The organism is Kitasatospora sp. NPDC059795, from assembly GCF_042732175.1.
Classification (GTDB): Bacteria; Actinomycetota; Actinomycetes; order Streptomycetales; family Streptomycetaceae; genus Kitasatospora.
The window spans coordinates 258,469-280,228 of record NZ_JBHWID010000008.1 but is presented as its reverse complement, the minus strand read 5'-3'; the positions used below and the strand labels follow the sequence as shown (position 1 = coordinate 280,228).

Annotated in this window: 25 protein-coding genes; 17 read left to right on the top strand and 8 right to left on the bottom strand. The window is 73.7% G+C overall.

All coding sequences use genetic code 11. From position 1 onward, the window contains the following. Positions 1–86 precede the first annotated feature (86 nt). A complete protein-coding gene (locus ACFV4P_RS18940; protein WP_380472468.1) occupies positions 87–827 on the top strand; it encodes an SDR family NAD(P)-dependent oxidoreductase in 741 nt (246 codons plus the stop codon). Between the two features lie 137 nt (positions 828–964). Here the strand turns inward: ACFV4P_RS18940 and ACFV4P_RS18935 are convergent, their stop codons facing one another. Further along, positions 965–1,897 carry an aminoglycoside phosphotransferase family protein gene (locus ACFV4P_RS18935; protein ID WP_380472467.1) on the bottom strand — a complete coding sequence of 311 codons (933 nt, stop codon included), beginning with the start codon at positions 1,895–1,897 and terminating at the stop codon, positions 965–967. Between the two features lie 62 nt (positions 1,898–1,959). Between ACFV4P_RS18935 and ACFV4P_RS18930 the strand changes: the two genes are divergently transcribed. From ACFV4P_RS18930 to ACFV4P_RS18910, 5 genes are all read left to right on the top strand, one after another. Beyond that, positions 1,960–2,241, top strand: a complete 282-nt coding sequence (locus ACFV4P_RS18930) for a hypothetical protein (protein ID WP_380472465.1) — start codon at positions 1,960–1,962, stop codon at positions 2,239–2,241. Continuing rightward, the gene (locus ACFV4P_RS18925; protein ID WP_380472463.1) at positions 2,195–2,722 is read left to right on the top strand and encodes a DUF6879 family protein; all 528 of its coding nucleotides are present in this window, start codon (positions 2,195–2,197) and stop codon (positions 2,720–2,722) included. The genes ACFV4P_RS18930 and ACFV4P_RS18925 overlap by 47 nt, the downstream gene beginning before the upstream one ends. A gap of 38 nt (positions 2,723–2,760) precedes the next feature. Continuing rightward, positions 2,761–3,609, top strand: a complete 849-nt coding sequence (locus tag ACFV4P_RS18920) for a helix-turn-helix domain-containing protein (protein WP_380472461.1) — start codon at positions 2,761–2,763, stop codon at positions 3,607–3,609. Between the two features lie 148 nt (positions 3,610–3,757). Next, complete coding sequence (locus ACFV4P_RS18915; RefSeq protein ID WP_380472459.1) at positions 3,758–3,880, top strand: hypothetical protein; 123 nt, start codon at positions 3,758–3,760, stop codon at positions 3,878–3,880. Between the two features lie 32 nt (positions 3,881–3,912). Beyond that, entirely contained in the window at positions 3,913–5,229 is a 1,317-nt protein-coding gene (locus tag ACFV4P_RS18910; protein WP_380472608.1) for a methyltransferase domain-containing protein, read from the top strand. A gap of 224 nt (positions 5,230–5,453) precedes the next feature. Here the strand turns inward: ACFV4P_RS18910 and ACFV4P_RS18905 are convergent, their stop codons facing one another. Further along, positions 5,454–6,272: a UbiA family prenyltransferase gene (locus tag ACFV4P_RS18905; protein ID WP_380472457.1), complete on the bottom strand. Its 819-nt coding sequence runs from the start codon at positions 6,270–6,272 to the stop codon at positions 5,454–5,456. A 161-nt stretch (positions 6,273–6,433) separates the two neighbouring features. Between ACFV4P_RS18905 and ACFV4P_RS18900 the strand changes: the two genes are divergently transcribed. From ACFV4P_RS18900 to ACFV4P_RS18885, 4 genes are all read left to right on the top strand, one after another. After that, positions 6,434–6,601: a hypothetical protein gene (locus ACFV4P_RS18900; RefSeq protein WP_380472455.1), complete on the top strand. Its 168-nt coding sequence runs from the start codon at positions 6,434–6,436 to the stop codon at positions 6,599–6,601. A 65-nt stretch (positions 6,602–6,666) separates the two neighbouring features. After that, the gene (locus tag ACFV4P_RS18895) at positions 6,667–7,728 is read left to right on the top strand and encodes a type III polyketide synthase (protein WP_380472454.1); all 1,062 of its coding nucleotides are present in this window, start codon (positions 6,667–6,669) and stop codon (positions 7,726–7,728) included. 6 nt (positions 7,729–7,734) lie between these two features. Then, positions 7,735–8,253: an isoprenylcysteine carboxyl methyltransferase family protein gene (locus tag ACFV4P_RS18890; protein WP_380472452.1), complete on the top strand. Its 519-nt coding sequence runs from the start codon at positions 7,735–7,737 to the stop codon at positions 8,251–8,253. Beyond that, positions 8,250–9,278 carry an NAD(P)/FAD-dependent oxidoreductase gene (locus tag ACFV4P_RS18885; RefSeq protein ID WP_380472450.1) on the top strand — a complete coding sequence of 343 codons (1,029 nt, stop codon included), beginning with the start codon at positions 8,250–8,252 and terminating at the stop codon, positions 9,276–9,278. Before ACFV4P_RS18890 ends, ACFV4P_RS18885 begins: the two co-directional genes overlap by 4 nt. Here ACFV4P_RS18885 and ACFV4P_RS18880 read toward each other — a convergent pair. Next, positions 9,259–10,572, bottom strand: a complete 1,314-nt coding sequence (locus tag ACFV4P_RS18880) for a cytochrome P450 (protein ID WP_380472448.1) — start codon at positions 10,570–10,572, stop codon at positions 9,259–9,261. The two genes, ACFV4P_RS18885 and ACFV4P_RS18880, sit on opposite strands and share 20 nt — an antisense overlap. Positions 10,573–10,752: 180 nt before the next feature. On the opposite strand from ACFV4P_RS18880, the gene ACFV4P_RS18875 reads away from it, so the two are divergent. Together ACFV4P_RS18875 and ACFV4P_RS18870 are read left to right on the top strand one after the other, a co-directional pair. After that, on the top strand, positions 10,753–11,124 hold the full coding sequence (locus tag ACFV4P_RS18875) for a hypothetical protein (protein ID WP_380472446.1): 372 nt from the start codon (positions 10,753–10,755) through the stop codon (positions 11,122–11,124). Positions 11,125–11,295: 171 nt separating this feature from the next. Further along, the gene (locus ACFV4P_RS18870) at positions 11,296–11,619 is read left to right on the top strand and encodes a hypothetical protein (RefSeq protein WP_380472444.1); all 324 of its coding nucleotides are present in this window, start codon (positions 11,296–11,298) and stop codon (positions 11,617–11,619) included. A gap of 7 nt (positions 11,620–11,626) precedes the next feature. On the opposite strand, the gene ACFV4P_RS18865 is transcribed toward ACFV4P_RS18870, so the two are convergent. Together ACFV4P_RS18865 and ACFV4P_RS18860 are read right to left on the bottom strand one after the other, a co-directional pair. Then, positions 11,627–12,445 carry an ABC transporter permease gene (locus ACFV4P_RS18865; protein WP_073813239.1) on the bottom strand — a complete coding sequence of 273 codons (819 nt, stop codon included), beginning with the start codon at positions 12,443–12,445 and terminating at the stop codon, positions 11,627–11,629. Next, positions 12,442–13,410, bottom strand: coding sequence for an ATP-binding cassette domain-containing protein (locus ACFV4P_RS18860; protein ID WP_073813241.1), 969 nt, complete (start codon positions 13,408–13,410; stop codon positions 12,442–12,444). The genes ACFV4P_RS18865 and ACFV4P_RS18860 overlap by 4 nt, the downstream gene beginning before the upstream one ends. A 246-nt stretch (positions 13,411–13,656) precedes the next feature. Here ACFV4P_RS18860 and ACFV4P_RS18855 point away from each other — a divergent pair, with 246 nt between their 5' ends. From ACFV4P_RS18855 to ACFV4P_RS18835, 5 genes are all read left to right on the top strand, one after another. Continuing rightward, a complete protein-coding gene (locus ACFV4P_RS18855; protein WP_380472442.1) occupies positions 13,657–14,589 on the top strand; it encodes a hypothetical protein in 933 nt (310 codons plus the stop codon). A gap of 16 nt (positions 14,590–14,605) precedes the next feature. Next, complete coding sequence (locus ACFV4P_RS18850; RefSeq protein WP_241844485.1) at positions 14,606–15,130, top strand: DUF6529 family protein; 525 nt, start codon at positions 14,606–14,608, stop codon at positions 15,128–15,130. Positions 15,131–15,249: 119 nt separating this feature from the next. Then, a complete protein-coding gene (locus ACFV4P_RS18845) occupies positions 15,250–16,701 on the top strand; it encodes a catalase (RefSeq protein WP_380472440.1) in 1,452 nt (483 codons plus the stop codon). A 190-nt stretch (positions 16,702–16,891) separates the two neighbouring features. Further along, positions 16,892–17,911: a phosphotransferase family protein gene (locus ACFV4P_RS18840; RefSeq protein ID WP_380472438.1), complete on the top strand. Its 1,020-nt coding sequence runs from the start codon at positions 16,892–16,894 to the stop codon at positions 17,909–17,911. Between the two features lie 3 nt (positions 17,912–17,914). Next, positions 17,915–19,144, top strand: coding sequence for an acyl-CoA dehydrogenase family protein (locus tag ACFV4P_RS18835; protein WP_380472436.1), 1,230 nt, complete (start codon positions 17,915–17,917; stop codon positions 19,142–19,144). Positions 19,145–19,195: 51 nt separating this feature from the next. Here ACFV4P_RS18835 and ACFV4P_RS18830 read toward each other — a convergent pair whose 3' ends face one another. The 3 genes from ACFV4P_RS18830 to ACFV4P_RS18820 are packed head-to-tail and all read right to left on the bottom strand — an operon-like array spanning position 19,196 to position 21,722. Beyond that, entirely contained in the window at positions 19,196–20,164 is a 969-nt protein-coding gene (locus tag ACFV4P_RS18830; RefSeq protein WP_380472435.1) for an NADPH:quinone oxidoreductase family protein, read from the bottom strand. Beyond that, complete coding sequence (locus tag ACFV4P_RS18825) at positions 20,161–20,970, bottom strand: SDR family NAD(P)-dependent oxidoreductase (RefSeq protein WP_380472433.1); 810 nt, start codon at positions 20,968–20,970, stop codon at positions 20,161–20,163. Before ACFV4P_RS18825 ends, ACFV4P_RS18830 begins: the two co-directional genes overlap by 4 nt. Further along, positions 20,967–21,722 carry an SDR family oxidoreductase gene (locus ACFV4P_RS18820; RefSeq protein ID WP_380472431.1) on the bottom strand — a complete coding sequence of 252 codons (756 nt, stop codon included), beginning with the start codon at positions 21,720–21,722 and terminating at the stop codon, positions 20,967–20,969. The genes ACFV4P_RS18825 and ACFV4P_RS18820 overlap by 4 nt, the downstream gene beginning before the upstream one ends. Positions 21,723–21,760 lie beyond the last annotated feature (38 nt).

Here is a 21,760-nt window from a genome sequence, read left to right as displayed (position 1 = left end):
CGACCCTCCGACCCACGTCGGACGGTCGAAACGCCGGGTCGGAATCCCGCCAGCGGCGCCCCTCCGCGTCGACAAGTATCCATCGCATGAACCGACTTGAAGGAAACGTCGCCCTGGTGACCGGCGGCAGCCGCGGTATCGGTGCGGCCGTCGCGCTCCGCCTGGCCGAGGAGGGCGCGGACGTCGCCCTGACCTACCGCGAGGGCGAGGCGCCCGCACAGAAGATCGTCGAGCAGATCGAGGGCATGGGCCGCCGGGCCCTCGCCGTTCGGGCCGACAGCGCGGACTCCGCCGCGCTGAACGCCGCCGTGGAACGGACCGTCGAGACGTTCGGCCGACTCGACGTCCTGGTGAACAACGCCGGCGTGTTCCTGGTCGGCCCGCTGGAGCAGATCGGCCGCACCGAGATCGACACCACGCTGGCCGTCAACATCCGTGCCCCGTACGAGCTCGCGCAGGCCTCGGCCCGGCACATGACCGGCGGCGGGCGGATCATCAGCATCGGCAGCAACATCGCCGAGCGGGCGCCGTTCCCGGGCCTCGCCTTGTACTCGATGAGCAAGACCGCGCTGGTCGGCCTCACCAAGGGCCTGGCCCGCGAACTCGGTCCGCGCGACATCACCGTCAACCTCGTCCACCCCGGCCCCACCGACACCGACGCCAACCCCGCCGACGGCCCGAACGCCGCCGCCATCGCCGGACTGACTGCGCTCGGCCGGTACGCCGAACCGGCCGAAATCGCCGCCACCGTCGCCCACTTGGCGAGCCCCGACGCCCGGTACGTGACCGGCGCGGTGATCTCCGTCGACGGCGGCTTCTCCGCCTGACGGCGTGCGCCGCCCCCGACCGGCCATCGGGGGCGGCGCACCCCGCCGGGCCCGTGCGGTCCCGCGACGACCCGAAGACCTCGTCGACCTCGTCGACCGCGCCCCGCGCGTCACCCGTGTCACCCGTGTCACCCGTGTCACCCGATGAGCGCCTCGGTGATCTGCCGGGTGGTCTGGGCGGCGACCCGCGGGTTGACGGCCGCGTAGTGGGTGTACGCGTTCAGGCCGGTGGTCAGGGCCCAGCCGCGACCGCGCGTCCAGGTGGCGTCGTCCACCCCGAGCGTGGCCCGGAACGCGGCCCGACTCCCGGCCGACATCAGCGTGAAGGCGATGGTCAGGTCACAGGCCGGGTCGCCGACGCCGAGCCCGCCGAAGTCGATGACGGCGCCGATCCGGCCGCCGAGCGTCAGCAGGTTCCCGGTGTGGAAGTCCCCGTGGAACCACACCGGCGGCCGCCCCCACCCCGGCGCGCCCAGCGCCGCGTCCCACAACTCCGTCATGGCGACGCCGTCGAACACCTCGTCCAGCGCCGAGATGCCGCTGCGCGTCTCCGCGTCCCGCCCCGCCAGCGTCTCGCCCCCGGTGCCCGCAGCACCCTCGTACCCCGCGTACGAGCACCCCTGGAGCGCCCCGAGGAACTCCGCCAGCCGCACCGCCTCCCCGGTCGACGCCCCCACCCCCTCGACGGTCGCCACCTCCCCGTCCAACCACCGGCTCACCCCCCACTCCCACGGATACCCGAACCCCGGCTCCCCCACAGCCACCGGTACCGGCACCGCCAACGGCAACTCCGGCGCGAGCCGCGGCAACCACTCCCGCTCCTTCGCCACCTGCCCCACCGCATCCACATGCCGGGGCAACCGGACACTCAACTCCCCGCCCAGCCTGAAGATCACATGATCCGACCCAGCCTCCGCCACCCCCCGCAACGGCAACCCCGCCCACTCCGGAAACTGCGCATCCACCAACCGCCTGACCAACCCACCATCAACCACCACACCCCCATCCGAGCCCCTCGCCCCCACCCCTGTCGACCGGATTCCCGCCCGACCACGCACCCTTGACGCCATGTCGGCTTCCCTTGATCGTGGAGGTGCAAGGACTCGCAACCGGTTTGGCACGAGGAGCGGTCATGGCACTACGGTTCAGGGGCGTCGACCCGGACTCGCCCAACGGCGGTTCTCCGACTGTGTGGTTGGAGGACGAGAAAGCGGAGATCGTCATCCAGGGCTGGCTGCCCGACACGGAGATGTACCGCGTGATCAGCGAGACCGAGTGGGCACCGGGCCATGATGTCGGTGTACCGGACCACGAGGGCGTCGTCAGGATCCCGGTCCGAATGATTCCGTTCGTGAGGAAGGTGTGCGATGAAGCCGAGCGTGCCGGACTTTGGCGCCCTGCTGAGGAGCGCTGAGCGCTCCGCGTGCCACCTGGAGATGCGTGACTCCTACATGGCCGACCCGGTGTTCGCCGACTGGCTCGCCGGCCTGCCGGTCGAGAAACCCGATGCGTACGACCTGCCCGAGGAGTACGCCGCCTGGGCCGCGCTGGTACGGGAGACCACAGGTCGTGGGGTGGCCCTGCGCCGGGCGCGGATCGTCTCGGTTCCGGCCAGCGCCTACATCCGCTGGGAGCACACGATCACCGATCGGCACAACATCGCGCTGGGCGAGCAGGTCCGCTGGCTGCCCCGGTCGAAGGCGTCCGACCTTGCACTGCCGGGCAACGACCTGTGGCTGATCGACGACCGCCTGGTCCTGTTCCACTGGTTCACCGGCGACGGCGAGTGGGCCGGCCACGAAATCACCGAGGACGCAGCTCTCGTGAAGACGGTGACCACCGCTTTCGAGACGGTGTGGGAACGGGCTGTCCCCCACGCGCAGTTCACCTTCTGACCCGAACCGGTCCGACCACCTGCCAGGCAGCGAGCACCATGTCGTCATCCCCATCGTCCAGCGTCATCGAGGCGCGAAAGGCACTCGCCGCCCGCCTGATCGACCTGCGCAAGGACGCCGGTCTGACCGGTGACGAACTGTCCGCCCGCTGTGGATGGCACCCGGCGAAGACCTCCCGGATCCAGAGCGGCAAGTCCGCCCCGTCCGAGGACGACCTGCGCGCCTGGTGCACCGCCTGCGGTGCCGACGACCAGACCGCCGACCTCATCGCCGTCGCCCGCACCGTCGACTCGATGTACACCGAGTGGCGTCGCATGGAGCGCACCGGGCTGCGCGCCGCCCAGGAGTCCGTCGCCGGCCTCTACCGGCGCACCGGCCTGTTTCGCGTCTATGCGAGCCGGGTCCTGCCGGGCATGGTGCAGACCCCCGAGTACACCACCGCCGTTCTGCGCTCGATCCAGCGTGCTCGGGTGGAGGTCGACGACGTGGACGACGCCGTCGAGGCCCGTCTGGAGCGCCGGCGGATGCTGTTCTCCGGCCGCCACCGTTTCGGGCTGCTCATCGAGGAGTGGGTACTCCGCACCGGAGTGTGCGACCCCGAGACCATGGCCGCCCAACTCGGCCAGCTGCTCGCGGTCTCTTCCAGCCCATTCGTCAGTGTCGGTGTCATCCCCGCCGGAACAGGCCGAACGCACCTGCCGGTCGAGGACTTCTACCTGTTCGACGAGGCCGAAGTAGCCGTTGAATTGACGTCCGGCTACCTGCGGATCACCCGACCGCCCGAGATCACCGAGTACGTGCGCACCTTCACCGATCTGGCATCCATGGCCGTCCACGGAGCGGCAGCCCGTCAACTGATCGCTGCCGCCATCGCCACGCTCGAGTGACGGCGTGCAAGATGGCGCAACCCCGTTGAACGTCCGGTCCGAGGATCCCTACCGTCGAACCGTTGCCCGCTGCCGTGGGCACCTCGGCAGCACGGACTACCGCGTGTGCCGTGGAAGCTGCTGCCAACGAGATCGCAGGGAGCCCGACATGGACATCGAAGCCACCGACCCCGGCGGCGACCGCCACCCCGGCACGCCGTGGACACCGCCGCACACCCCTCCGTCGCCCGACGGCAGCCCGCCGCCCGGGAACGGGGGCCGGCGCAAGTGACGCTCCTGCCTGAGCGGGAGAGCCGCCCCGGCATGGGGCGGTCATTCCCCGTTCCCGACGACTGGGCGGCGACGTTCGACGCCGTCCCGCGCTCGCTGTTCCTGCCCGACCTCGTCTGGGCCCACGACATGACCACCGGCACCAGCCGGTCCGTCGATCGGTGTGCCGACGAGACCGGCTGGCTTGACGCGACAGCCGAAGACGTTCCGATCGTCACCCAGTGGGACGACGGCGCGCACCACGGTGCCGAACCCGGTACGGTGCCCACCAGTTCCGCGTCCCAGCCGTCCGTGGTCGCCGCGATGCTCGACCTGCTTCGCGTCGAACCGGGCATGCGGGTGGTCGAGCAGGGCACCGGCACTGGCTGGAACGCCGCACTGCTCGCACACCGGCTCGGCGACGCCAACGTCACCACCGTCGAAATCGACCCGCAGGTCGCAGCGCACGCTCGCACCCGTCTGCACGCCGCCGGGTACCGTCCGCGCACCGTCTGTTCGGACGGCGCGTACGGCCACCCGGACGGTGCGCCGTACGACCGGGTGATCGCCACGTTCGGGGTGCGCGACATCCCGCTTCCCTGGATCGAGCAGACCCGTCCGGGTGGCATGCTTCTCGTCCCGTTCGGCGGCCGCTACTCCAACGCCGACGCCCTCGTCCGCCTCACCGTCCACGCCGACGGCACGGCCAGTGGCCCGTTCCTCCAGCCCGTCGAGTTCATGAAGATGCGCTCCCAGCGCCTCACCTGGCCCGCTCCCCCACCCACCGGCGGGACCATCACCGAGACCACGACCGAACAACTCCCGCCCTCACTTGCAAGTTCGACCCGTTCCCGTTCGTCGCCGGCCTGTGCCTGCGCGACGTCACCCACGCCGTCCAGCCCCACGACGACGGCACTCGCACCCTGTGGCTGTACTCACTCACCGCCCCGGCCTGGGCCGCCGCCACCTTCCGCGGCGGAGAGGACGTCCATCACGTCCGCCAGTACGGCGCCCGCCGACTCTGGGACGACTTCGAACAGGCCCTCACCTGGTGGCGGCAGGCCGGCGAGCCCGGCATCGAACGACTCGGCCTCACCGTCACCCCGAGCGCCTGCCACGCCTGGCTCGACCATCCCGGCCGGCCGGTCGAGGCGCTGCTTCAGTCGTCCGCAGCAACCAGGAGGGCGAGGGTGCCTGCGCGGCGGTCGATCAGGACGAGTTCGTGGAACTCGGTGTGGACGGGGACGTAGTCGTGGCGCGTGTCCTCGGGGAGGGGGCCGAGTCGGTAGCGGCTCGTCGCTCGACGGATCGGGGTGCGGACCTTCTCGTGCAGCGCCGCGTCGAAAGCGCTTGGTGTGCACCCACCGGTAGCCGTGGCCCTGGTCGGCCGGGAAGTCGAAGTCCCTGAAGTTGAGAAAGGTGCTATCGCGGTGGGTGAGCAGGTGGCGCGTTCCGATCACTCACGCAACCTACTCGTCGCGGGGGACCGGGCAGGCTCCCACCCGACCACCGACTTGGCGATGCCAAGGGCGCACGTGATGGGCGTCACGGGGGCCTTGGCCACCAGGCTCCACCTACTGTCGCCGGAGCTGCCGTCAGGAGGTTCCGGTCAACTGCCCGTTGGCCAGCAGCAAGGCCACCGCGACCGCCGAGGCGGCGATGACCGCGAGGAACGGGAGGCGGCTGCGGGGGGCGGCGAGAGCGGCGAGGGTGGGTGGGGCGGTGACGGCGAGGACGGGCCAGCCGGGGGCGAGGACGAGTGCGGCGGCGGTCGCGGCGAGGACGGCCGTCAGGGTGGAGGCGCGGGCACCCGCGCGCTGAGGCAGGCCGCGGATGCCGGCGGCGCGGTCGGCGGCCAAGTCCGGCAGGACGTTGGCGAAGTGGGCGGCGACGCCGAGCAGTGCGCCTGCGGCGAGGACGGCGGGGGCGGGCCACGGCCGGCCGGGCAGCGCGAGGGTGACGAAGGCGGGGAGGAGGGCGAAGGCGAGCGCGTACGGCAGCCAGGACCACCGGGTCGCCTTCAGACGGAGGTTGTAGGCCCAGCCGGCGGCCACCGCCAGCAGGTGCACGGTCGCCGCCGCGACCCCGCACGCCGCCGACAGCAGCACGCAGCACGCGACCGCCCAGCCGATGGCCGACGCGACCTGCCGTTCCGTCACTTCGGCCCGCGCGAGCGGCTTGTCGGCGCGGCGGGCGGCCGCGTCCCGCTGCCGGTCGATCAGGTCGTTGCTCCAGCCGATCGACAACTGCCCGGCTGCGACCGCGCCGCCGGTGAGCAGCGTCCCGACCGTCCCGCGCCCGGCGCCGACGGCCATCGCCCCGGCCAGTGCGGTCACCGCCGCGGCGGGCACCGGATGGCAGGCCCGCGCCAGGCCCCCGATCAGCCCCCGGGACACCGCCGCCGCATCGCTCACGCCGGTCACGCTAGCCGTCCGCGCGGCGACGACGCGGGATCACCACACCTGAATGCACGTCAGGACTTCGGGCAGGTAATGGAGTTGTCGGTACGCACGTCGACAATCCGCACCTGTACTCCCCAGTGCCCGTTCGCAGGCCGACAAGGGGGAGTCCAGCGGTGTTGAACATCAATCTCGTCATTGACCTGTCGCTCGCTCGCACGCGCTCGGAGCCGGACGCCCGCCCGGCCGACGGCACCGCACTGCCTGGCCTGCTGACGCCGCGCCACCCGGAGCACGACGTCCGCGAGGAGATCACCCGCGGCTGGAGCACCCTCCGCCTCTGAACGCCGGACGCGCCGGGGCGGGTGGATTGCCCGGTTCGGGTGGGTTCGGTCCCTATCCTGGGTCGGTGACGCGGATCGCGGCAGTGTGCGGAGTCCTTCCACCCCATCGGTACCGGCAGGGCGAACTCGCCGCCGGGCTGGCGGCGTTGCGTGGCGGGGCGGGTGGTGAGCAGGCCCTGGCGGAGCGGTTCTTCGCGGGGGCGGGGGTGGACTCCCGCTGTCTGGCGCTCCCGTGGGAACGGTACGGCGAGCTCGGCGGGTTCGGGCAGGCGAACGACGCCTGGCTGGAGGCCGCGGCCGAACTCGCCCACCGGGCGGCCGAGTCGGTGCTCCGCACGGCGGGGATGGCCGCCGAGGAGGTCGACGTGGTGGTCTCCACCACCGTCACCGGAATCGCCGTGCCCTCGCTGGAGGCGCGAATCGCGTCCCGGCTCGGTCTGCGCGAGGACGTGCGCCGGGTACCGCTGTTCGGCCTCGGGTGCGCGGGCGGGGCGGGCGGTCTGGCGGTGGTGCACGACCTGCTGGACGGTCGCCGGGGCGTGGCCCTGCTGCTGGCCACCGAACTGTGCTCGCTGACCCTCCAGTGCGCGGACACCTCACCGGCGAACCTGCTGGCGACCGCGCTGTTCGGGGACGGCGCGGGCGCGCTGCTCGCAGTCGGCGACGGCGGTCCACCCACTGGTGACGGCGGCGGGCCGGTCGTGGTGGCGACCCGGAGCCGGCTGTACCCGGGGACGGAACGGCTGCTCGGCTGGCAGGTCGGCGACACCGGGTTCGGCATCCTGCTGGGGCCCGAACTGCCGGAGCTGGTACGGCTGCACGTCGGCGAGGAGGTCGCGTCGTTCCTCGCCGCGCACGATCTGAAGCCGGCGGACGTGGGCAGCTGGGTGTGTCATCCGGGCGGGCCCCGGGTGTTGGAGGTGCTGGGTGAGGAACTCGGCCTGTCGGACGAGGCGTTGGCGCCGAGCCGGGAGTCGTTGGCGCGGTGCGGCAACCTGTCCTCGGCGTCCGTGCTGCACATCCTGCGCGATGTGATCGACCAGGGCCCGCCCCCGCCGGGCTCGTTCGGGCTGATGATCGCGCTCGGGCCCGGCTTCGCCTCCGAACTCGTCCTGCTCCGCTGGTAGTCGGGGATGATCGCCTTCACTGTGCTGGTCGCACTGGTCGCCGTGGAGCGGCTGGCGGAGCTGTTGGTCGCCCGCCGGAACGCCGCCTGGAGCCTGGCCCGGGGCGGGGTGGAGTACGGGCGGCGGCACTATCCGCCGATGGTGGCCCTGCACACCGGGCTTTTGGCGGGCTGTCTGCTCGAAGTCTGGTGGGCGGGACGGCCGTTCGTTCCGCTGGTGGGATGGCCGATGCTGGTCCTGGCGCTGGCCGCGCAGGGCTTGCGCTGGTGGTGCATCGGGACGCTCGGGCCGCGCTGGAACACCCGGGTGATCGTGGTGCCGGGCCTGCCGCTGGTCGCGGGCGGGCCGTACCGGTGGCTGCGGCACCCCAACTACCTGGCGGTGGCGGTTGAGGGCTTCGCGCTGCCGCTGGTGCACACGGCCTGGGTGACGGCGCTCGGGTTCACTCTTCTCAACTCCCTTCTGCTGGCGACGCGTCTGCGCTGCGAGGACGCCGCACTGACGCTCTGCCGGGCCGCCGCGTGATCGACCTGCTGGTGATCGGCGGCGGCCCGGCGGGGCTGGCCGCCGCGATCCACGCCGCCCGCGCGGGCCTGTCCACCACTGTGCTGGAGCCGCGTCCGACGCCGGTGGACAAGGCCTGCGGCGAGGGCCTGATGCCGGGCGCGGTACGGGAGTTGGCGCGCCTCGGGGTGACCGTCGACGGTCGTCCGTTCCACGGCATCCGGTACCTGGAGGCGGACGGTCCGCGCACCGCCGAGGCCCGGTTCCGCTCCGGCCACGGCCTGGGCGTGCGCCGCACCGTCCTGCACGCTGCGCTCGCGGACCGCGCCGAACAGCTGGGCGTCCGCCGCACGACCGGCCGCGCGACCGGCCTCGCCGTCACCGAACGAGCCGTAGTCGTAGGCGACTTGACCGCACGGCACGTGATCGCCGCCGACGGCCTGCACTCCCCCGCCCGCCGCGCACTCGGGCTGCACCGGCCGCCCGACACCCGCCGCCCGGTGCGGTACGGGCAGCGGCGGCACTTCGCGGTGCGGCCGTGGAGCGACCTGGTGGAGGTGTACTGGTCGCGGCACGCGGAGGCGTACGTCACGCCGGTGTCGGACGGGACGGTCGGGGTGGCGGTCCTCGGTTCGCAGCGACTGCCGTTCGACCGTCAACTCGCGGCATTCCCGGCCCTGTTGGAACGCATCGCGGGCGCCGAAGCCGGCCCGGTGCGGGGAGCCGGGCCGCTGCGGCAGGACGCGGCGGCGCGGGTGCGCGGGCGGGTGCTGCTGGTCGGGGACGCCGCGGGCTACCTGGACGCCCTCACCGGCGAGGGGGTCGCGATCGCCCTGGCCTCCGCCGAGGCCGCCGTCCGCTGCCTGACCGACGACCGCCCCGCCGCCTACGAACGCACCTGGCGCCGCGCCACCCGCCCCTACCGCCTGCTCACCGCCGCACTCCTGGCCGCCCGCCACCACCCCGCGCTCGGCCCCCGGATCGTCCCGCTGGCCGCTGCCGCCCCGGCCCTGTTCCGCGCCGGCGTCAACCTGCTCGCCCGCTGACCCGTTCCGCCAGCCGCATCGGCTGCGGCCCCGGCGACAGCACCAGCCGGGGCACCGGCCGCACCGCCCCCGCCACCGCCGGGCGCAGCCGCCAGCGGCCGGCCACCGTGGCGAGCGCCAAGGTGGCCTCGACGGTGCCGAAGCGGTCTCCGGGGCAGCGGGTCGCGCCGAGCCCGAAGGGGAGGTAGGCGTCATGCGGAAGGGCGCGGTCGGGGTCGAAGCGGGTGGGGTCGGGGAAGAGGTCGGGGCGGCGCTGGAGGAGGTAGAGGCAGCAGACCACCTGCGCGCCGGCGGGTAGCCGGGCGCCGCCGAGTTCGAGGGGGCGGGTGGTGGTGCGGCTGATCGCCCAGGCGGGCGGGTAGAGCCGCAGAGCCTCGTTCACCACCCTCGCGGCGTACGGGAGTTGGCCGAGATCGTCGAATCGGGCGGGGGCTCCGGCCGGGCCCGCGTCGACCTCGGCGTGCAACTTCCGTTCGACCGACGGGTGTTCGGCGACCAGCCGGAGCGACCAGGCCAGCGCGGAGGAGGTGGTCTCGGCGCCGGCCAGCACCAAGGTGGCGACCTGGTCGGCGAGTTCGCGTTCGCTCAGCGGCCGGCCGTGCTCGTCGCGGGCGGCGAGCAGCAGCGACAGCACGTCGCCGTGGTCGACGCCGTGCGCCCGGTAGTCGGCGATGATGGCGGCCACCTGGGCGTGCCAACCGCGCAGCGCCCGGCGGTACTCGCGGCGGGCGGGGGTGGGCAGCAGGTCGGCGGCGGGCAGCACGACGCGCAGGTAGAGGCCGCGCAGCAGGATGTCCAGGGTGCGGCGCAGGCGTTCGGCGACCTCGGCGCCCAGGCCGGCCGAGAAGAGGGTACGGACGGCGACGGCGGTGGTGAGGGTGAAGGCCTCGCGGGTGACGTCGACGGTCTGCCCGGGCCGCCAGCGCGCGGTGAGCGCGGCCGCCTCGGCGGTCATCGCCTCGGCGTAGCGCGGCAACAGGGCGCGCTGGAAGGCGGGTTGGACGATCCGACGGAGCCGCTGGTGGTCGGCGTGCGGGCAGGTGGCGAGGCCGTTGCCGAGGAAGGTGCGGATCTTCGCGTAGAGCGGTCCGGTGCGGTCGAAGTCGGCCCGGTCGGTGAGCACCCGCCGGACCGACTCCGGTGCGGAGACCATGTACAGCTCGCGCGGGCCGATCCGGACGCGGACCGGGTCGCCGTGCCCGGGGAGGGTGTCGAGGAAGGCGAGCGGGCGGGCGATCATGGCCGGCAGGTGGCCCAGCAGCGGGAGGCCGCCCGGGGCGGTGGCGAGAGGCACAGGCCCTCGATTCGGTGGCGGAACACGGATGGCGCGACAGCTGGCGCACACGATACGTCACTTGTCGACCACGGTGTGCAACAATCGTGTTGCATCCGGGTGGTGGTGATGCGTCAGGCGCGGCTCTCGCCTCCGGCCCGGAGCCGCTCGGGCTCCGGCCCTGCGACAGACGGGATGCCTGTGCCCTCCACTCCCGCACCGAAGGATGCCCAACTCGGCCCCATCGCCGCCGTCCGGCGCCGCCTCACCGTCACGGTGCACGTCGACCCGGCGGGCCGGGTGCTGCTGTACCGGCGCGCCGCCGAGGCCTCCCGCCACCCGGGCCACTACGACCTGCTGACACAACGGACCCCGCCGGAGGGGCAGTTGGCGGCGTCCGGCGGCCTCCTGGTGGTGCGCCGCGTGTTGACGTCCCGCCCGCCGACGCCCGGCCCGCGCGAGGCCGACTGGTACGGCTTCGTCCCGCCCGCCGAGCTGCTGGCCGGCCGCTGCCTGCCGCTGGTCCCGGGCCGGACGGGCATCCTGCGCCGGCTGCTCGCCGACCTGGCGTGACGCGCCGCACGAAGCACCCTCGAAGCGCCCCACGAAGCGCCCTCGAAGCGCCGCACGAAGGGCCGCACGAAGGGCCGGGGAAGCACCCGCCGCGACCGCCCGGACACGCTCCGCCGACCCGCCCCGACCTGCACCGATGCCGCTCCGTCCGGGGCGCGCGACACTGGGGGTATGAGCGAGTCCGGAGACATATTCCATCCGCCGGTCGTGGTCCGCCCCCCGACCCGCGGGGCCCGGCCGTACCGGCGGGTGGAGATCTACGGGCGGACGGTGGGGCGGGCCACCTCGGAGGCCGACGTCGCGGAGTTCGTCCGCCGCGCGGGCGTGGACGAGCCTGACCTGGACGACCCGGAACTGGTCGCCTGGCGCGGCGGCGACCGCACCGTCTGGTCCCAGCCGCCACCCGAGCAGGAGCCGGCCGAGCAGGAGCCGGCCGCACAGGAACCACCCGAGCAGGAGCCGGCCGCGCCGGAACCCCCCGAAGAGACGCCGTGAGCCCCGCTCACACCGCCTTGCGGTAGAGCCAGACCCCGAGCGGCGCGAACGCGGCGACGATGCCGACGTCCCAGGCGAGGGCCTGCCAGACCTGCGAGCCGACGGGTGTGCCGAGCATCAGCGCGCGGACCGCGCCGGCCGTGATGGTCACGGGCTGGTGGTTGGCGAACACCTGGAGCCAGCCGGGCATGGTCGAGGTCGGGACGAACGCGGAGGACGCGAACACCAGCGGTGCGAGCACCGGGAAGGCCGCGGCGGTCGCGGTCTCCGGGTCGCCGACGGCGAGGCCGACCACGGCGAACACCCAGGACATCGCGAACCCGAACGCGAGCACCAGCAGCGCCCCGGCCAGGAACCCCCAGACGTCGCTGTGCACCCGGAAGCCGACCATGAAGCCGACGCCGCTGATCAGCGCCACCACGAACACGTTCCGGGCGAGGTCGGCGATGGTCCGCCCGGAGAGCACCGCGGAGCGGGCCATCGGCAGTGAGCGGAACCGTTCCATCAGGCCGGTCTGCAGGTCCGTGGCCAGGCCGATCGCGGTGTTGACCGCGCCGAACGTGACCACCTGCACGAACACGCCGGGCATCAGGTAGTCGATGTAGCTGGTGCCGTGCAGGACGGCGCCGACGACCCCGCCGAACACGTAGCGGAACAGCAGCACGAACACGATCGGCTGCACGGTGGAGAAGATCAGCAGCCTCGGCACCCGGCGCAGCGCGATCAGGTTGCGCCCGCAGACGGCCAGGCCGTCCCGGACGGGGGCGAGCAGGCGGTCGGACAGACCGGGCGCGGGGGCGAGGTCGGTGACGGTGACGGCGGTCATTTCGGGCCTCCGGAGGAGGTGCGGCGGCCGGTGAGGGCGAGGTAGACGTCGTCCAGGCTGGATTCCCGGACGGCGATGGTGCGCGGGGTGAGCTGTTCGGCCTCCAGCGCGTGCAGGACGTCCATCAGCAGCAGCGACCCGTCCGGGCTGGGCAGCCGGAGCAGCGCGCCCTCACGCTCCGGAGCGCGGTCGAGGCGTTCGGCGAGCAGGGTGGCGGCGCGGACGGCGCGCGGGTCCTCGCCCATGCCGAGTTCCAGCACGGTGGTGCCGAGGCGGGCCTTGAGGGCGTGCGGGCTGTCGTCGGCGACCACCCGGCCCTCGGCGAGGACGGCGACGCGCTGGGCGAGCCGGTCGGCCTCCTCCAGGTACTGGGTGGTGAGCAGGACGGTGGTGCCGTCGGCGACGAGTTCGCGGATCAGTTCCCAGAGGGCCGTGCGGCTCTGCGGGTCGAGTCCGGTGGTGGGTTCGTCGAGGAACAGCACGGGCGGTTCGGGGACGAGCGCGGCGGCCACGTCGAGTCGGCGGCGCATGCCGCCGGAGAAGGTGCGTACGGGCCGGTCGGCGGCGTTGGTGAGGTCGAACCGGTCGAGCAGTTCGGCGGCGCGCGGGGATCTTCGGCTGCGCGGGACCTGGGTGAGGCGGCCGATCAGGCGGAGGTTCTCACGGGCCGTCAGGTTCGGGTCGACGGCGGCGTACTGCCCGGCCAGTCCGATCATCCGACGTACCGCGCCCGGGTGGGCGACCACGTCGGTGCCGAGCACTTCGGCCCGGCCGCTGGTGGGCGGGATGATGGTGGTGAGGATCCGGATGGCGGTGGTCTTGCCCGCCCCGTTGGGCCCGAGCAGTCCGAACACTGTGCCGGGCGGGACCTCGAAGTCGACGTCGTCGAGGGCGACGAGGTCCTTGAAGCGCTTGCCGAGCCCGTGGACCCGGATCGCGGGTGCGGTGCTGTGCTGGGTGGTCATGGGCGCCCCCTCGGGCGAGTCGTACCTCTCCAGTGTCCGCCCGTCCGGGTGGGGCGCGCAGGACGGCCGCCGGGCGGTCGGCGTGACGGGCCGCCAGCCGCGGCCGGTGGGCCGTCCAGGGCAACGGGGTACCCCCTGGTGCGGACCGGGCCCGTTCTGGAGTGGCCGGGCGGCGGGCGGCGGGGGTGGATGGTGGGGCCGGGTCCCCGTCCCGCGCCCCCGCCGCTCCGTCGCCCAGGAGTCGTGATGCCCCGTACCCGCCGTGTCGCCGCCCTCGCCGCCCTCGCCGTGCTGTCCCTGTCCGCGCTCGCGGCCGCCGGTTGCGGCGCGGGTTCCGCCCCGAGCGCCCCGCCGGCCGCCGGGTCCGCGCCGGCGTCGGCGCCGGCCGCGGAGGCGAGTCCGTCGGGCGGGTCGGCGTTCGCGACCTCGGCGGGCACCCTGGTGGCGCTGGCGAGCGTGGGCAGTCTCGGCCCGATCCTGGTGGACGCGCAGGGCCGGACGCTGTACCTGGACCGCGCGGACACCTCGGTGCACGGCACGTGCCTGGACCAGTGCGCGAAGTCGTGGCCGCCGGTGACCACGCCGGGCTTCCCGCTGGCCGGGCCGGGTGTGGACGACGGCCTGCTGGGCGCGGCGGCGCTCCCGGACGGGACGGCGCAGGTGCTCTACAAGGGCCACCCGCTGTACCGGTACACCGGCGACCGCGGGCCGGGCGAGGCCGCCGGGCACACGGTGGTGGACGCGCAGCACGGCACGTTCTACGCGGTGACCTCGCTGGGCGACCCGGTGGGCGTGGACATCTCGACGCTGCACGGCGCCGGGAGCGCGCCCTCGGGGGCAGCGGCGGGCGAGGGGGCGACCGCGACCGCCGCGCCCACCTCGTCCGCCGCGCCGACGACCGCGCTCCCGTCCGCCCCGCCGGCCGCCTCCGCCCCGCCGGCCGACTCCAACCCACCCGCCGACTCCAACCCACCGGCCGACTCCAACCCGGCATCGCCCGCCGATCCGGCAGCGCCCGACACCCCCGTGGCGCCCGACACGCCGCGGGTGCCCTCGACACCGCTGGTCCCGTACGTCCCGCCGGCGCCGTCCGCGCCCGCCGTGGTGCAGCCGCCCGACACCTCGGGGGCGGACACCGCCGACCAGGGCGGCGTCGACGACGGCACGCAGGACGGCTGAGGTGCGGCGTCCGGGCGTGTCGGCGCCGACGGTGCTGGCGGTGCTGGCGCCGTTCGCGGTCGTGGCGGGGCTGCTGTGGTTCGGCCGGGTGCACACGCCCGACCCGGGCCGCAGCCTGTTCGGGGCGTCCGGGGTGGATGCGCTGCGGTTGAAGTCGCAGCTCGGGTCGGCGCTGTTCGGTCTGGCGCTGGTGCAGGTGCTGCTGGCGCTGTGGATGTACCGGGCGGGCCACCTGGTGCGCCGGGTGCGGCTGTCGCACCGGCTGGGCGGGGCGGCGGCGTTCGTGCTGTCGCTGCCGGTCGCCCAGCACTGCCTGCTGGCGTACGGGGTGCGGTTCACCGACGCGCGGGTCGCGGTGCACGCGGTGGCGGGGTGTTTCCTGTACGGGGCGTTCGCGGCGAAGGTGCTGCTGGTGCGGCACGGCCGGCTGCCGGGCTGGGCGCTGCCGGTGGCGGGCGGCGCGCTGTTCTGCGCGATCGGGCTGCTGTGGTGGACGGCGGCGCTGTGGTTCCTGAACGACTACTCCACTCCCGGGTTCTGACGGTGCGACGGTCGGCGGCCTGCGGTTGTGGCCGTCCCGGGCCGGTGTTCGAGTGGGAGGCAGTCGCGGCGGACGCCCCTCGCCCCCGCGCGGCACAGCGTCCGAGGAGGAGTTCCCCGATGTCCCAGCACGTCCCGTTCACCACGAACAACGCGGGTGTCCCGGTCGAGAGCGACGAGCACTCGCTGACGGCGGGCCCGGTCGGCCCGGTCCTGCTGCACGATCACTACCTGGTCGAGAAGATGGCCCAGTTCAACCGCGAGCGGGTGCCGGAACGGGTGGTGCACGCGAAGGGCAGCGGCGCGTACGGCACCTTCGAGGTGACCGCGGACGTCAGCCGGTTCACCCGGGCGGACCTCTTCCAGCCGGGCAAGCAGTGCGACATGCTGGCCCGGTTCTCCACCGTGGCGGGCGAGCTGGGCTCGCCGGACACCTGGCGCGACCCGCGCGGCTTCGCGCTCAAGTTCTATACGGAGCACGGCAATTACGACCTGGTCGGGAACAACACGCCGGTCTTCTTCGTCCGCGACCCGATGAAGTTCCAGGACTTCATCCGCTCGCAGAAGCGCCGCCCCGACAACGGCCTGCGCGACCACGACATGCAGTGGGACTTCTGGACGCTCTCCCCGGAGTCGGCGCACCAGGTGACCTGGCTGATGGGCGACCGGGGCATCCCGAAGAGCTGGCGGCACATGGACGGCTTCTCCTCGCACACCTACAGCTGGGTGAACGCGGCCGGCGACCGGTTCTGGGTGAAGTACCACTTCAAGACCGACCAGGGCATCGACTTCCTGACCCAGGCGGAGGCGGACCGGCTGGCCGGCACGGACGGCGACGTGCACCGGCGCGACCTGTTCGAGGCGATCGACGGCGGCGCGTTCCCGTCGTGGACGCTGCACGTGCAGGTGATGCCGTTCGACGAGGCGTGGGACTACCGGTTCAACCCGTTCGACCTGACCAAGGTGTGGCCGCACGGCGACCACCCGCTGATCGAGGTCGGCCGGTTCACCCTGAACCGCAACCCGGAGGACCACTTCGTCCACATCGAGCAGGCCGCGTTCGAGCCGTCCAACCTGGTGCCGGGCATCGGCGTGTCGCCGGACAAGATGCTGCTCGGCCGGATCTTCTCCTACCCGGACACCCACCGGTACCGGATCGGTCCGAACTACGCGCAGCTGCCGCCGAACCGCTCGCACGTGCCGGTGCACTCGTACGCCAAGGACGGCCCGATGCGCTTCGACGCGGCGCGCACCGCCCGCCCGTACGCGCCGAACTCGTACGGCGGGCCGGCCGCCGACCCGCAGCTGTGGGGCGCGCCGCTGGGCTGGGACGTGGCCGGGAAGATGGTCCGCGAGGCGTACCCGCTGCACCGCGAGGACGACGACTGGGGGCAGGCCGGGACGCTGGTGCGCAGGGTGCTGGACGACGCGGCCCGGGACCGGCTGGTCGCCAACATCGCCGGGCACCTGCAGGACGGCGTCTCCGCGCCGGTGCTGGAGCGCGCCTTCGCGTACTGGCGCAACGTGGACACGACGCTGGGCAACCGGGTCGCCGCCGCCGTCGCCCGCTGACCCGCCCCTCCCGCCGACCCGCCCCGCCGACCGCCCCGCCCCGCCGACCGCTCCGCCCGCCGACCCGCTCCTCCCGTCGCCCGCCCGGGCCGGCTTCCCGGGCGGGCGGTGCTCGTTGACAACTCGGGCCCCCGGGGCAATCCTAAGCAAGCGCTTAGTCAGCCCACGTTCCTCTGCGAGGTGCCCCCCGATGACCACCGCCGCTCCGCCCGGACTCGACCTGGAGAGGCTGCGCGCCCACCTGGACGCCGCCCTGCCCGCACCCACCGCCGGACCGCTGGCGGCCCGCCGGTTCGAGGGCGGCCGGTCGAACCTGACCTACCTGGTCGAGGACGGCGCCTCCCGCTGGGTGCTGCGCCGACCGCCGCTCGGGCACGTGCTGGCCACCGCGCACGACATGTCCCGCGAGTACCGGGTGCTGGGCGCGCTCGCCCCGACCGCGGTGCCGGTCCCGCAGCCGCTGCTGCTGGTCGAGGACGACGCGGTGATCGGCGCGCCGTTCTACCTGATGGAGTACGTCGAGGGCACCGCGCACCGCGACGCCAAGACGCTGGCCGCGCTCGGCGAGCAGCGCGTGCACGGCCTCGGCGTGCGTCTGGTGGACACCCTGGCCGCCCTGCACGCCCTGGACCCCGCCGCCGTCGGCCTGTCCGGCTTCGGTCGCCCCGAAGGCTTCCTGGAGCGCCAACTGCGCCGCTGGGGAAAGCAGTTGGACGCCTCTCGGAGCCGCGAGCTGCCGGGCGTCGACGAGCTGCACGCACGGCTCGCGGACACCCTGCCCGACTCCCCCGCGCCCGCGCTGGTGCACGGCGACTACCGCCTGGACAACGTGCTGGTCGGCCCGGACGACCGGATCACCGCGGTGCTGGACTGGGAGATGTCCACGATCGGCGACCCGCTCACCGACCTCGGCCTGCTGGTGATGTACACCGAACTGGCCCGCCGCTTCGACGGCGTGCTGCCCGGCGCGGCACTCGCCCCCGGCTTCCCCGACACCGACGAACTGGTGCGCCGCTACGCCGAGTTGTCCGGCCGGGACGTCTCGGGCCTGGGCTGGTACGTGGGTTTCGCCTCGTTCAAGCTGGCGGTGGTGCTGGAGGGCATCCACTTCCGCTGGACGCAGGGCGGCACGGTCGGCGCCGGCTTCGACCGGGTCGGCGAACTGGTGCCGCTGTTCGTGGAGTTCGGACGCACGTCGATGGAGGGCTGAGCAATGGATTTCGCGTACGACGCCAGGACGACCCATCTGCTGGGTGAACTCGGCGCGTTCATGGACGAGTTCGTGTACCCGGCGGAGGCGGTGCTGGCCGAGCAGCTGGCCGACCCGAAGCGCGAGCCGTGGCACATCCCACCGGTGATCGGCGAGTTGCGGGCGGCGGCGAAGACGCGCGGCCTGTGGAACCTCTTCTTTGTGGACAGAGACGGCCTGCCGGGCAAGCACGGCGCCGGACTGACCAACCTCCAGTACGCTCCGCTCGCCGAACTCACCGGCCGCTCCGTCCTGTTGGCCCCGGCGGCGGTCAACTGCGCGGCCCCCGACACCGGCAACATGGAACTGCTCGCCCAGTTCGGCTCCCCCGAGCAGCGCGAGCAGTGGCTGCGTCCGCTGCTGGACGGCACCGTCCGCTCGGCGTTCGCGATGACCGAGCCGGACGTGGCCTCCTCGGACGCCACCAACATCACCACCCGGATCGAGCGGGACGGCGACGAGTACGTGGTCAACGGCCGCAAGTGGTACATCACCGGGGCGATGAACCCGGACTGCCGGCTGCTGATCGTGATGGGCAAGACCGACCCGGACGCCGAGGTGCACCGGCAGCAGTCGATGATCCTGGTGCCGCGCGACACCCCGGGCGTCCAAGTGCTGCGCGGCATGCGGGTGTTCGGCTACGAGGACGCCGACCACGGCGGGCACGCCGAGATCCTGTTCGAGGACGTCCGGGTGCCGGTCGCGAACCTGCTCGGCGAGGAGGGCTCCGGTTTCGCGATCGCCCAGGCCCGGTTGGGGCCGGGCCGGATCCACCACTGCATGCGGGCCATCGGCATCGCCGAACGGGCCCTCGAACTGACCTGCCGCCGGGTCAACTCCCGTGTCGTGTTCGGCCGTCCGCTCGCGGACCAGGGCGTGGTGCAGGACTGGGTCGCCGAAGCCCGGGTCCGGATCGAGCAGGCCCGGCTGCTGGTGCTGAAGACCGCGTGGCTGATGGACACCGTCGGCAACCGGGGCGCGCACACCGAGATCCAGGCCATCAAGATCGTCGTCCCGTCCACCGTCGAGTGGATCCTCGACAAGGCCGTCCAGGCGCACGGCGCGGCCGGCGTCAGCCAGGACACCGTCCTCGCCCAACTCTGGTCCGGCAACCGCACCTTGCGGCTGGCCGACGGCCCGGACGAGGTCCACAAGCGCTCGCTGGCGCGGCGGGAGCTGAAGAAGTACCGCTGACCGGACGGGGAAGGGGCGGCCCGAACGGGCCGCCCCTTCCTCGTGCTCGGCCTAGGGAAGAACGGCGATCCGGCCGGTGCTGCTGCCGGTGGCGACCCGGTGGACGGCCTCGGCTGCGGCGGCGAGCGGGACGCGGTCGGAGATCAGCGGGCGGACCACGCCGGTGGCGGCGAGGGCGGTCAGCGCGTCGTGGCAGTCCCGTACCGCCTGCGGGTCCTTGGCCACGTACAGGCCCCAATGCAGGCCCAGCACCGAGTAGTTCTTCACCAGGGCGTGGCCGAGCGCCGGCGCGGGGATGTCGCCGGAGGCGAAGCCGACCACCACGATGCGGCCCTCGAAGGCGATGCACTTGGTGGAGCCGGTGAAGGCGCTGCCGCCGACCGGGTCGAAGACCACGTCGGCGCCGCGGCCCCCGGTGGCGGCCTTCACGGCGGCGACGAAGTCCTCGGTCTTCCGGTCGACCACCAGGTCGGCGCCCAACTCCCGTGCCACAGCGGCCTTTTCCGGGCCGCCGACTACAGCGACGACGAACGCCCCGGCGGCCTTGCCGAGTTGCACGGCGGCGCTGCCGACGCCGCCGGCCGCGGCATGCACCAGCAGCGTCTCGCCGGCCGCCAGGCGGGCCCGGCGGTGCAGCGCGAACCAGGCGGTCTGGTAGGCGATGAGCAGCGCGGACGCCTCGGCGTCGTCCAGGCTCTCGGGGGCGGGCAGCGCGGTGGCGGCGTCCATCAGCGCGTACTCGGCGAACGCGCCGGACGGCAACGCGGCCGTGCCGACCAGGCGTTCACCGGCGCGCGGACCCTCGGCGACCTCGCCGCAGAGTTCCACGCCGGGGGTGTACGGCAGCGGCGGGCGCACCTGGTAGAGCCCGGCGGCCATCAGCGCGTCCGGGAAGTTCACGGCGGCGGCCCGGACCCGGACGAGCAGCTGCCCGTCGCCGGGGGCGGGCCGGTCGGCGTCCTCCACCTGCTTCATCACGTCCAGTGGGGCGCCGAGTTCGGCGATCTGCCAGGCTCTCATCGGGTCTCCTCCCGGGCCTCGATGTGCTGCTGGAGCCGGTTCATGCCGTGCAGCCAGCGGTCGGGGGTGGTGGCGCGGGCCGCGTAGTAGTCGGCGACCTCGGGGTGCGGCAGGATCAGGAACTCGCCCGCCGCCATTCCCCGCAGGGCAGCCTCGGCGACCTCGGCGGGCTCGATGGCGGTGGGCGCGAGCAGCACCTGCCCGTGCTCGCCGGTGTCGTCCAGCATCCTGGTCCGCACGCCCTGCGGGCACAGCGCGTGCACCTGGACGCCGCGGTGCCGGTAGCTCGCGGACAGCCACTCGGCGTAGGCCAGCGCGGCGTGCTTGGTGGCGGCGTACGGCGCGGAGCCGAGCATGGTGAGCAGCCCGGCGGCGGAGACGGTGGCGAGGAAGCGGCCGCGGCCGCGCTCCAGCCAGTCGGGCAGCAGCAGCCGGCTCGCCCGGACGTGCGCGAGCACATTGACCTGCCAGGACTGTTCCCAGGCGTCGGGCGGGGCGTCGGGGCCGCCGGTGGTGGCGACGCCCGCGTTGGCGCAGTACAGGTCGACGGCGCCGAGGTGCGCGCGGGCGGCGTCGATCAACGCGGCGACGCCCTCGTCGCTCGCGGCGTCGCCGGGGACGGCGTGGGCGCCGAGTTCGGCGGCGACGGCGTGGGCGGCGTCCGGGTCGAGGTCGTTGACCACGACGCGGGCGCCGGCGGCGGTCAGCGCCCGGGCGAGGGCGGCGCCGATGCCGCGGCCGGCGCCGGTGACGACGGCGCCGATGCCCGCGAACTCGCCTGCGGCTGTGGCCGGTCGGCTGCTCACAGCCCGCCGCCGAGGGTGACGCCGCCGTCCACCACCAGGGTCTGGCCGGTGATCCAGCAGGCGTCCTCGGAGAGCAGGAAGGCGACCGCGCCGGCCACGTCCTCGGGCAGGCCGAGGCGGCCGAGCGGGTAGGCGCGGGCGACCTTCTCCTCGCGGCCCTCGAACAGGGCTTCGGCGAAGCGGGTCTTGACCACGCCGGGGGCGACCGCGTTGACCCGGATGTCGGGGCCGAGTTCGGAGGCGAGTTCCATGGTGAGCCGCATCAGCGCGGCCTTGGAGACGCCGTACATGCCGATGCCGTTGGAGGCGCGGATGCCGGCGATGGAGGCGACGTTGACCACCGCGCCGCCGTGCTCGGCCATCCAGGCGGCGTGCGCGCGGCGGGTCCAGGCCAGCGGGGCGAGCACGTTGACGGCGAGGATCTTCGCGGCGGCGACCGGGTCGGTGTCCAGGATCGGGCCGTAGATCGGGTTGATGCCGGTGTTGTTGACCAGCAGGTCGAGACGGCCGAAGGTCTCCATCACGCGAGTGACGGTCTCCTCCTGGTGCGCGGCGTCGTCGGCCTTGCCGGCCACGGCCATCGCGTGGTCGGGGCCGCCGAGTTCGCCTACGGCCTCGTCGAGGGTCTGCCGGGTGCGGGCGGTGAGGCAGACCTTCGCGCCGCGCTGCACCAGTTCGCGTGCGATGCCGAGGCCGATGCCGCGGCTCGCTCCGGTGACCACCGCCACCTTGCCCTTGAACGACACTGTCATCGCCGTACCTCTCGGATCTGCTGCCAGGGATGGTTCCG

Excerpts from the sequence above, each read along its gene's own strand:
- ACFV4P_RS18940 (WP_380472468.1), top strand. The coding sequence starts at position 87 with ATGAACCGACTTGAAGGAAACGTCGCCCTGGTGACCGGCGGCAGCCGC.
- ACFV4P_RS18935 (WP_380472467.1), bottom strand. The coding sequence starts at position 1,897 with ATGGCGTCAAGGGTGCGTGGTCGGGCGGGAATCCGGTCGACAGGGGTG.
- ACFV4P_RS18930 (WP_380472465.1), top strand. The coding sequence starts at position 1,960 with ATGGCACTACGGTTCAGGGGCGTCGACCCGGACTCGCCCAACGGCGGT.
- ACFV4P_RS18925 (WP_380472463.1), top strand. The coding sequence starts at position 2,195 with ATGAAGCCGAGCGTGCCGGACTTTGGCGCCCTGCTGAGGAGCGCTGAG.
- ACFV4P_RS18920 (WP_380472461.1), top strand. The coding sequence starts at position 2,761 with ATGTCGTCATCCCCATCGTCCAGCGTCATCGAGGCGCGAAAGGCACTC.
- ACFV4P_RS18915 (WP_380472459.1), top strand. The coding sequence starts at position 3,758 with ATGGACATCGAAGCCACCGACCCCGGCGGCGACCGCCACCCCGGCACG.
- ACFV4P_RS18910 (WP_380472608.1), top strand. The coding sequence starts at position 3,913 with ATGGGGCGGTCATTCCCCGTTCCCGACGACTGGGCGGCGACGTTCGAC.
- ACFV4P_RS18890 (WP_380472452.1), top strand. The coding sequence starts at position 7,735 with ATGATCGCCTTCACTGTGCTGGTCGCACTGGTCGCCGTGGAGCGGCTG.
- ACFV4P_RS18870 (WP_380472444.1), top strand. The coding sequence starts at position 11,296 with ATGAGCGAGTCCGGAGACATATTCCATCCGCCGGTCGTGGTCCGCCCC.
- ACFV4P_RS18865 (WP_073813239.1), bottom strand. The coding sequence starts at position 12,445 with ATGACCGCCGTCACCGTCACCGACCTCGCCCCCGCGCCCGGTCTGTCC.
- ACFV4P_RS18860 (WP_073813241.1), bottom strand. The coding sequence starts at position 13,410 with ATGACCACCCAGCACAGCACCGCACCCGCGATCCGGGTCCACGGGCTC.
- ACFV4P_RS18855 (WP_380472442.1), top strand. The coding sequence starts at position 13,657 with ATGCCCCGTACCCGCCGTGTCGCCGCCCTCGCCGCCCTCGCCGTGCTG.
- ACFV4P_RS18845 (WP_380472440.1), top strand. The coding sequence starts at position 15,250 with ATGTCCCAGCACGTCCCGTTCACCACGAACAACGCGGGTGTCCCGGTC.
- ACFV4P_RS18840 (WP_380472438.1), top strand. The coding sequence starts at position 16,892 with ATGACCACCGCCGCTCCGCCCGGACTCGACCTGGAGAGGCTGCGCGCC.
- ACFV4P_RS18835 (WP_380472436.1), top strand. The coding sequence starts at position 17,915 with ATGGATTTCGCGTACGACGCCAGGACGACCCATCTGCTGGGTGAACTC.
- ACFV4P_RS18830 (WP_380472435.1), bottom strand. The coding sequence starts at position 20,164 with ATGAGAGCCTGGCAGATCGCCGAACTCGGCGCCCCACTGGACGTGATG.
- ACFV4P_RS18820 (WP_380472431.1), bottom strand. The coding sequence starts at position 21,722 with ATGACAGTGTCGTTCAAGGGCAAGGTGGCGGTGGTCACCGGAGCGAGC.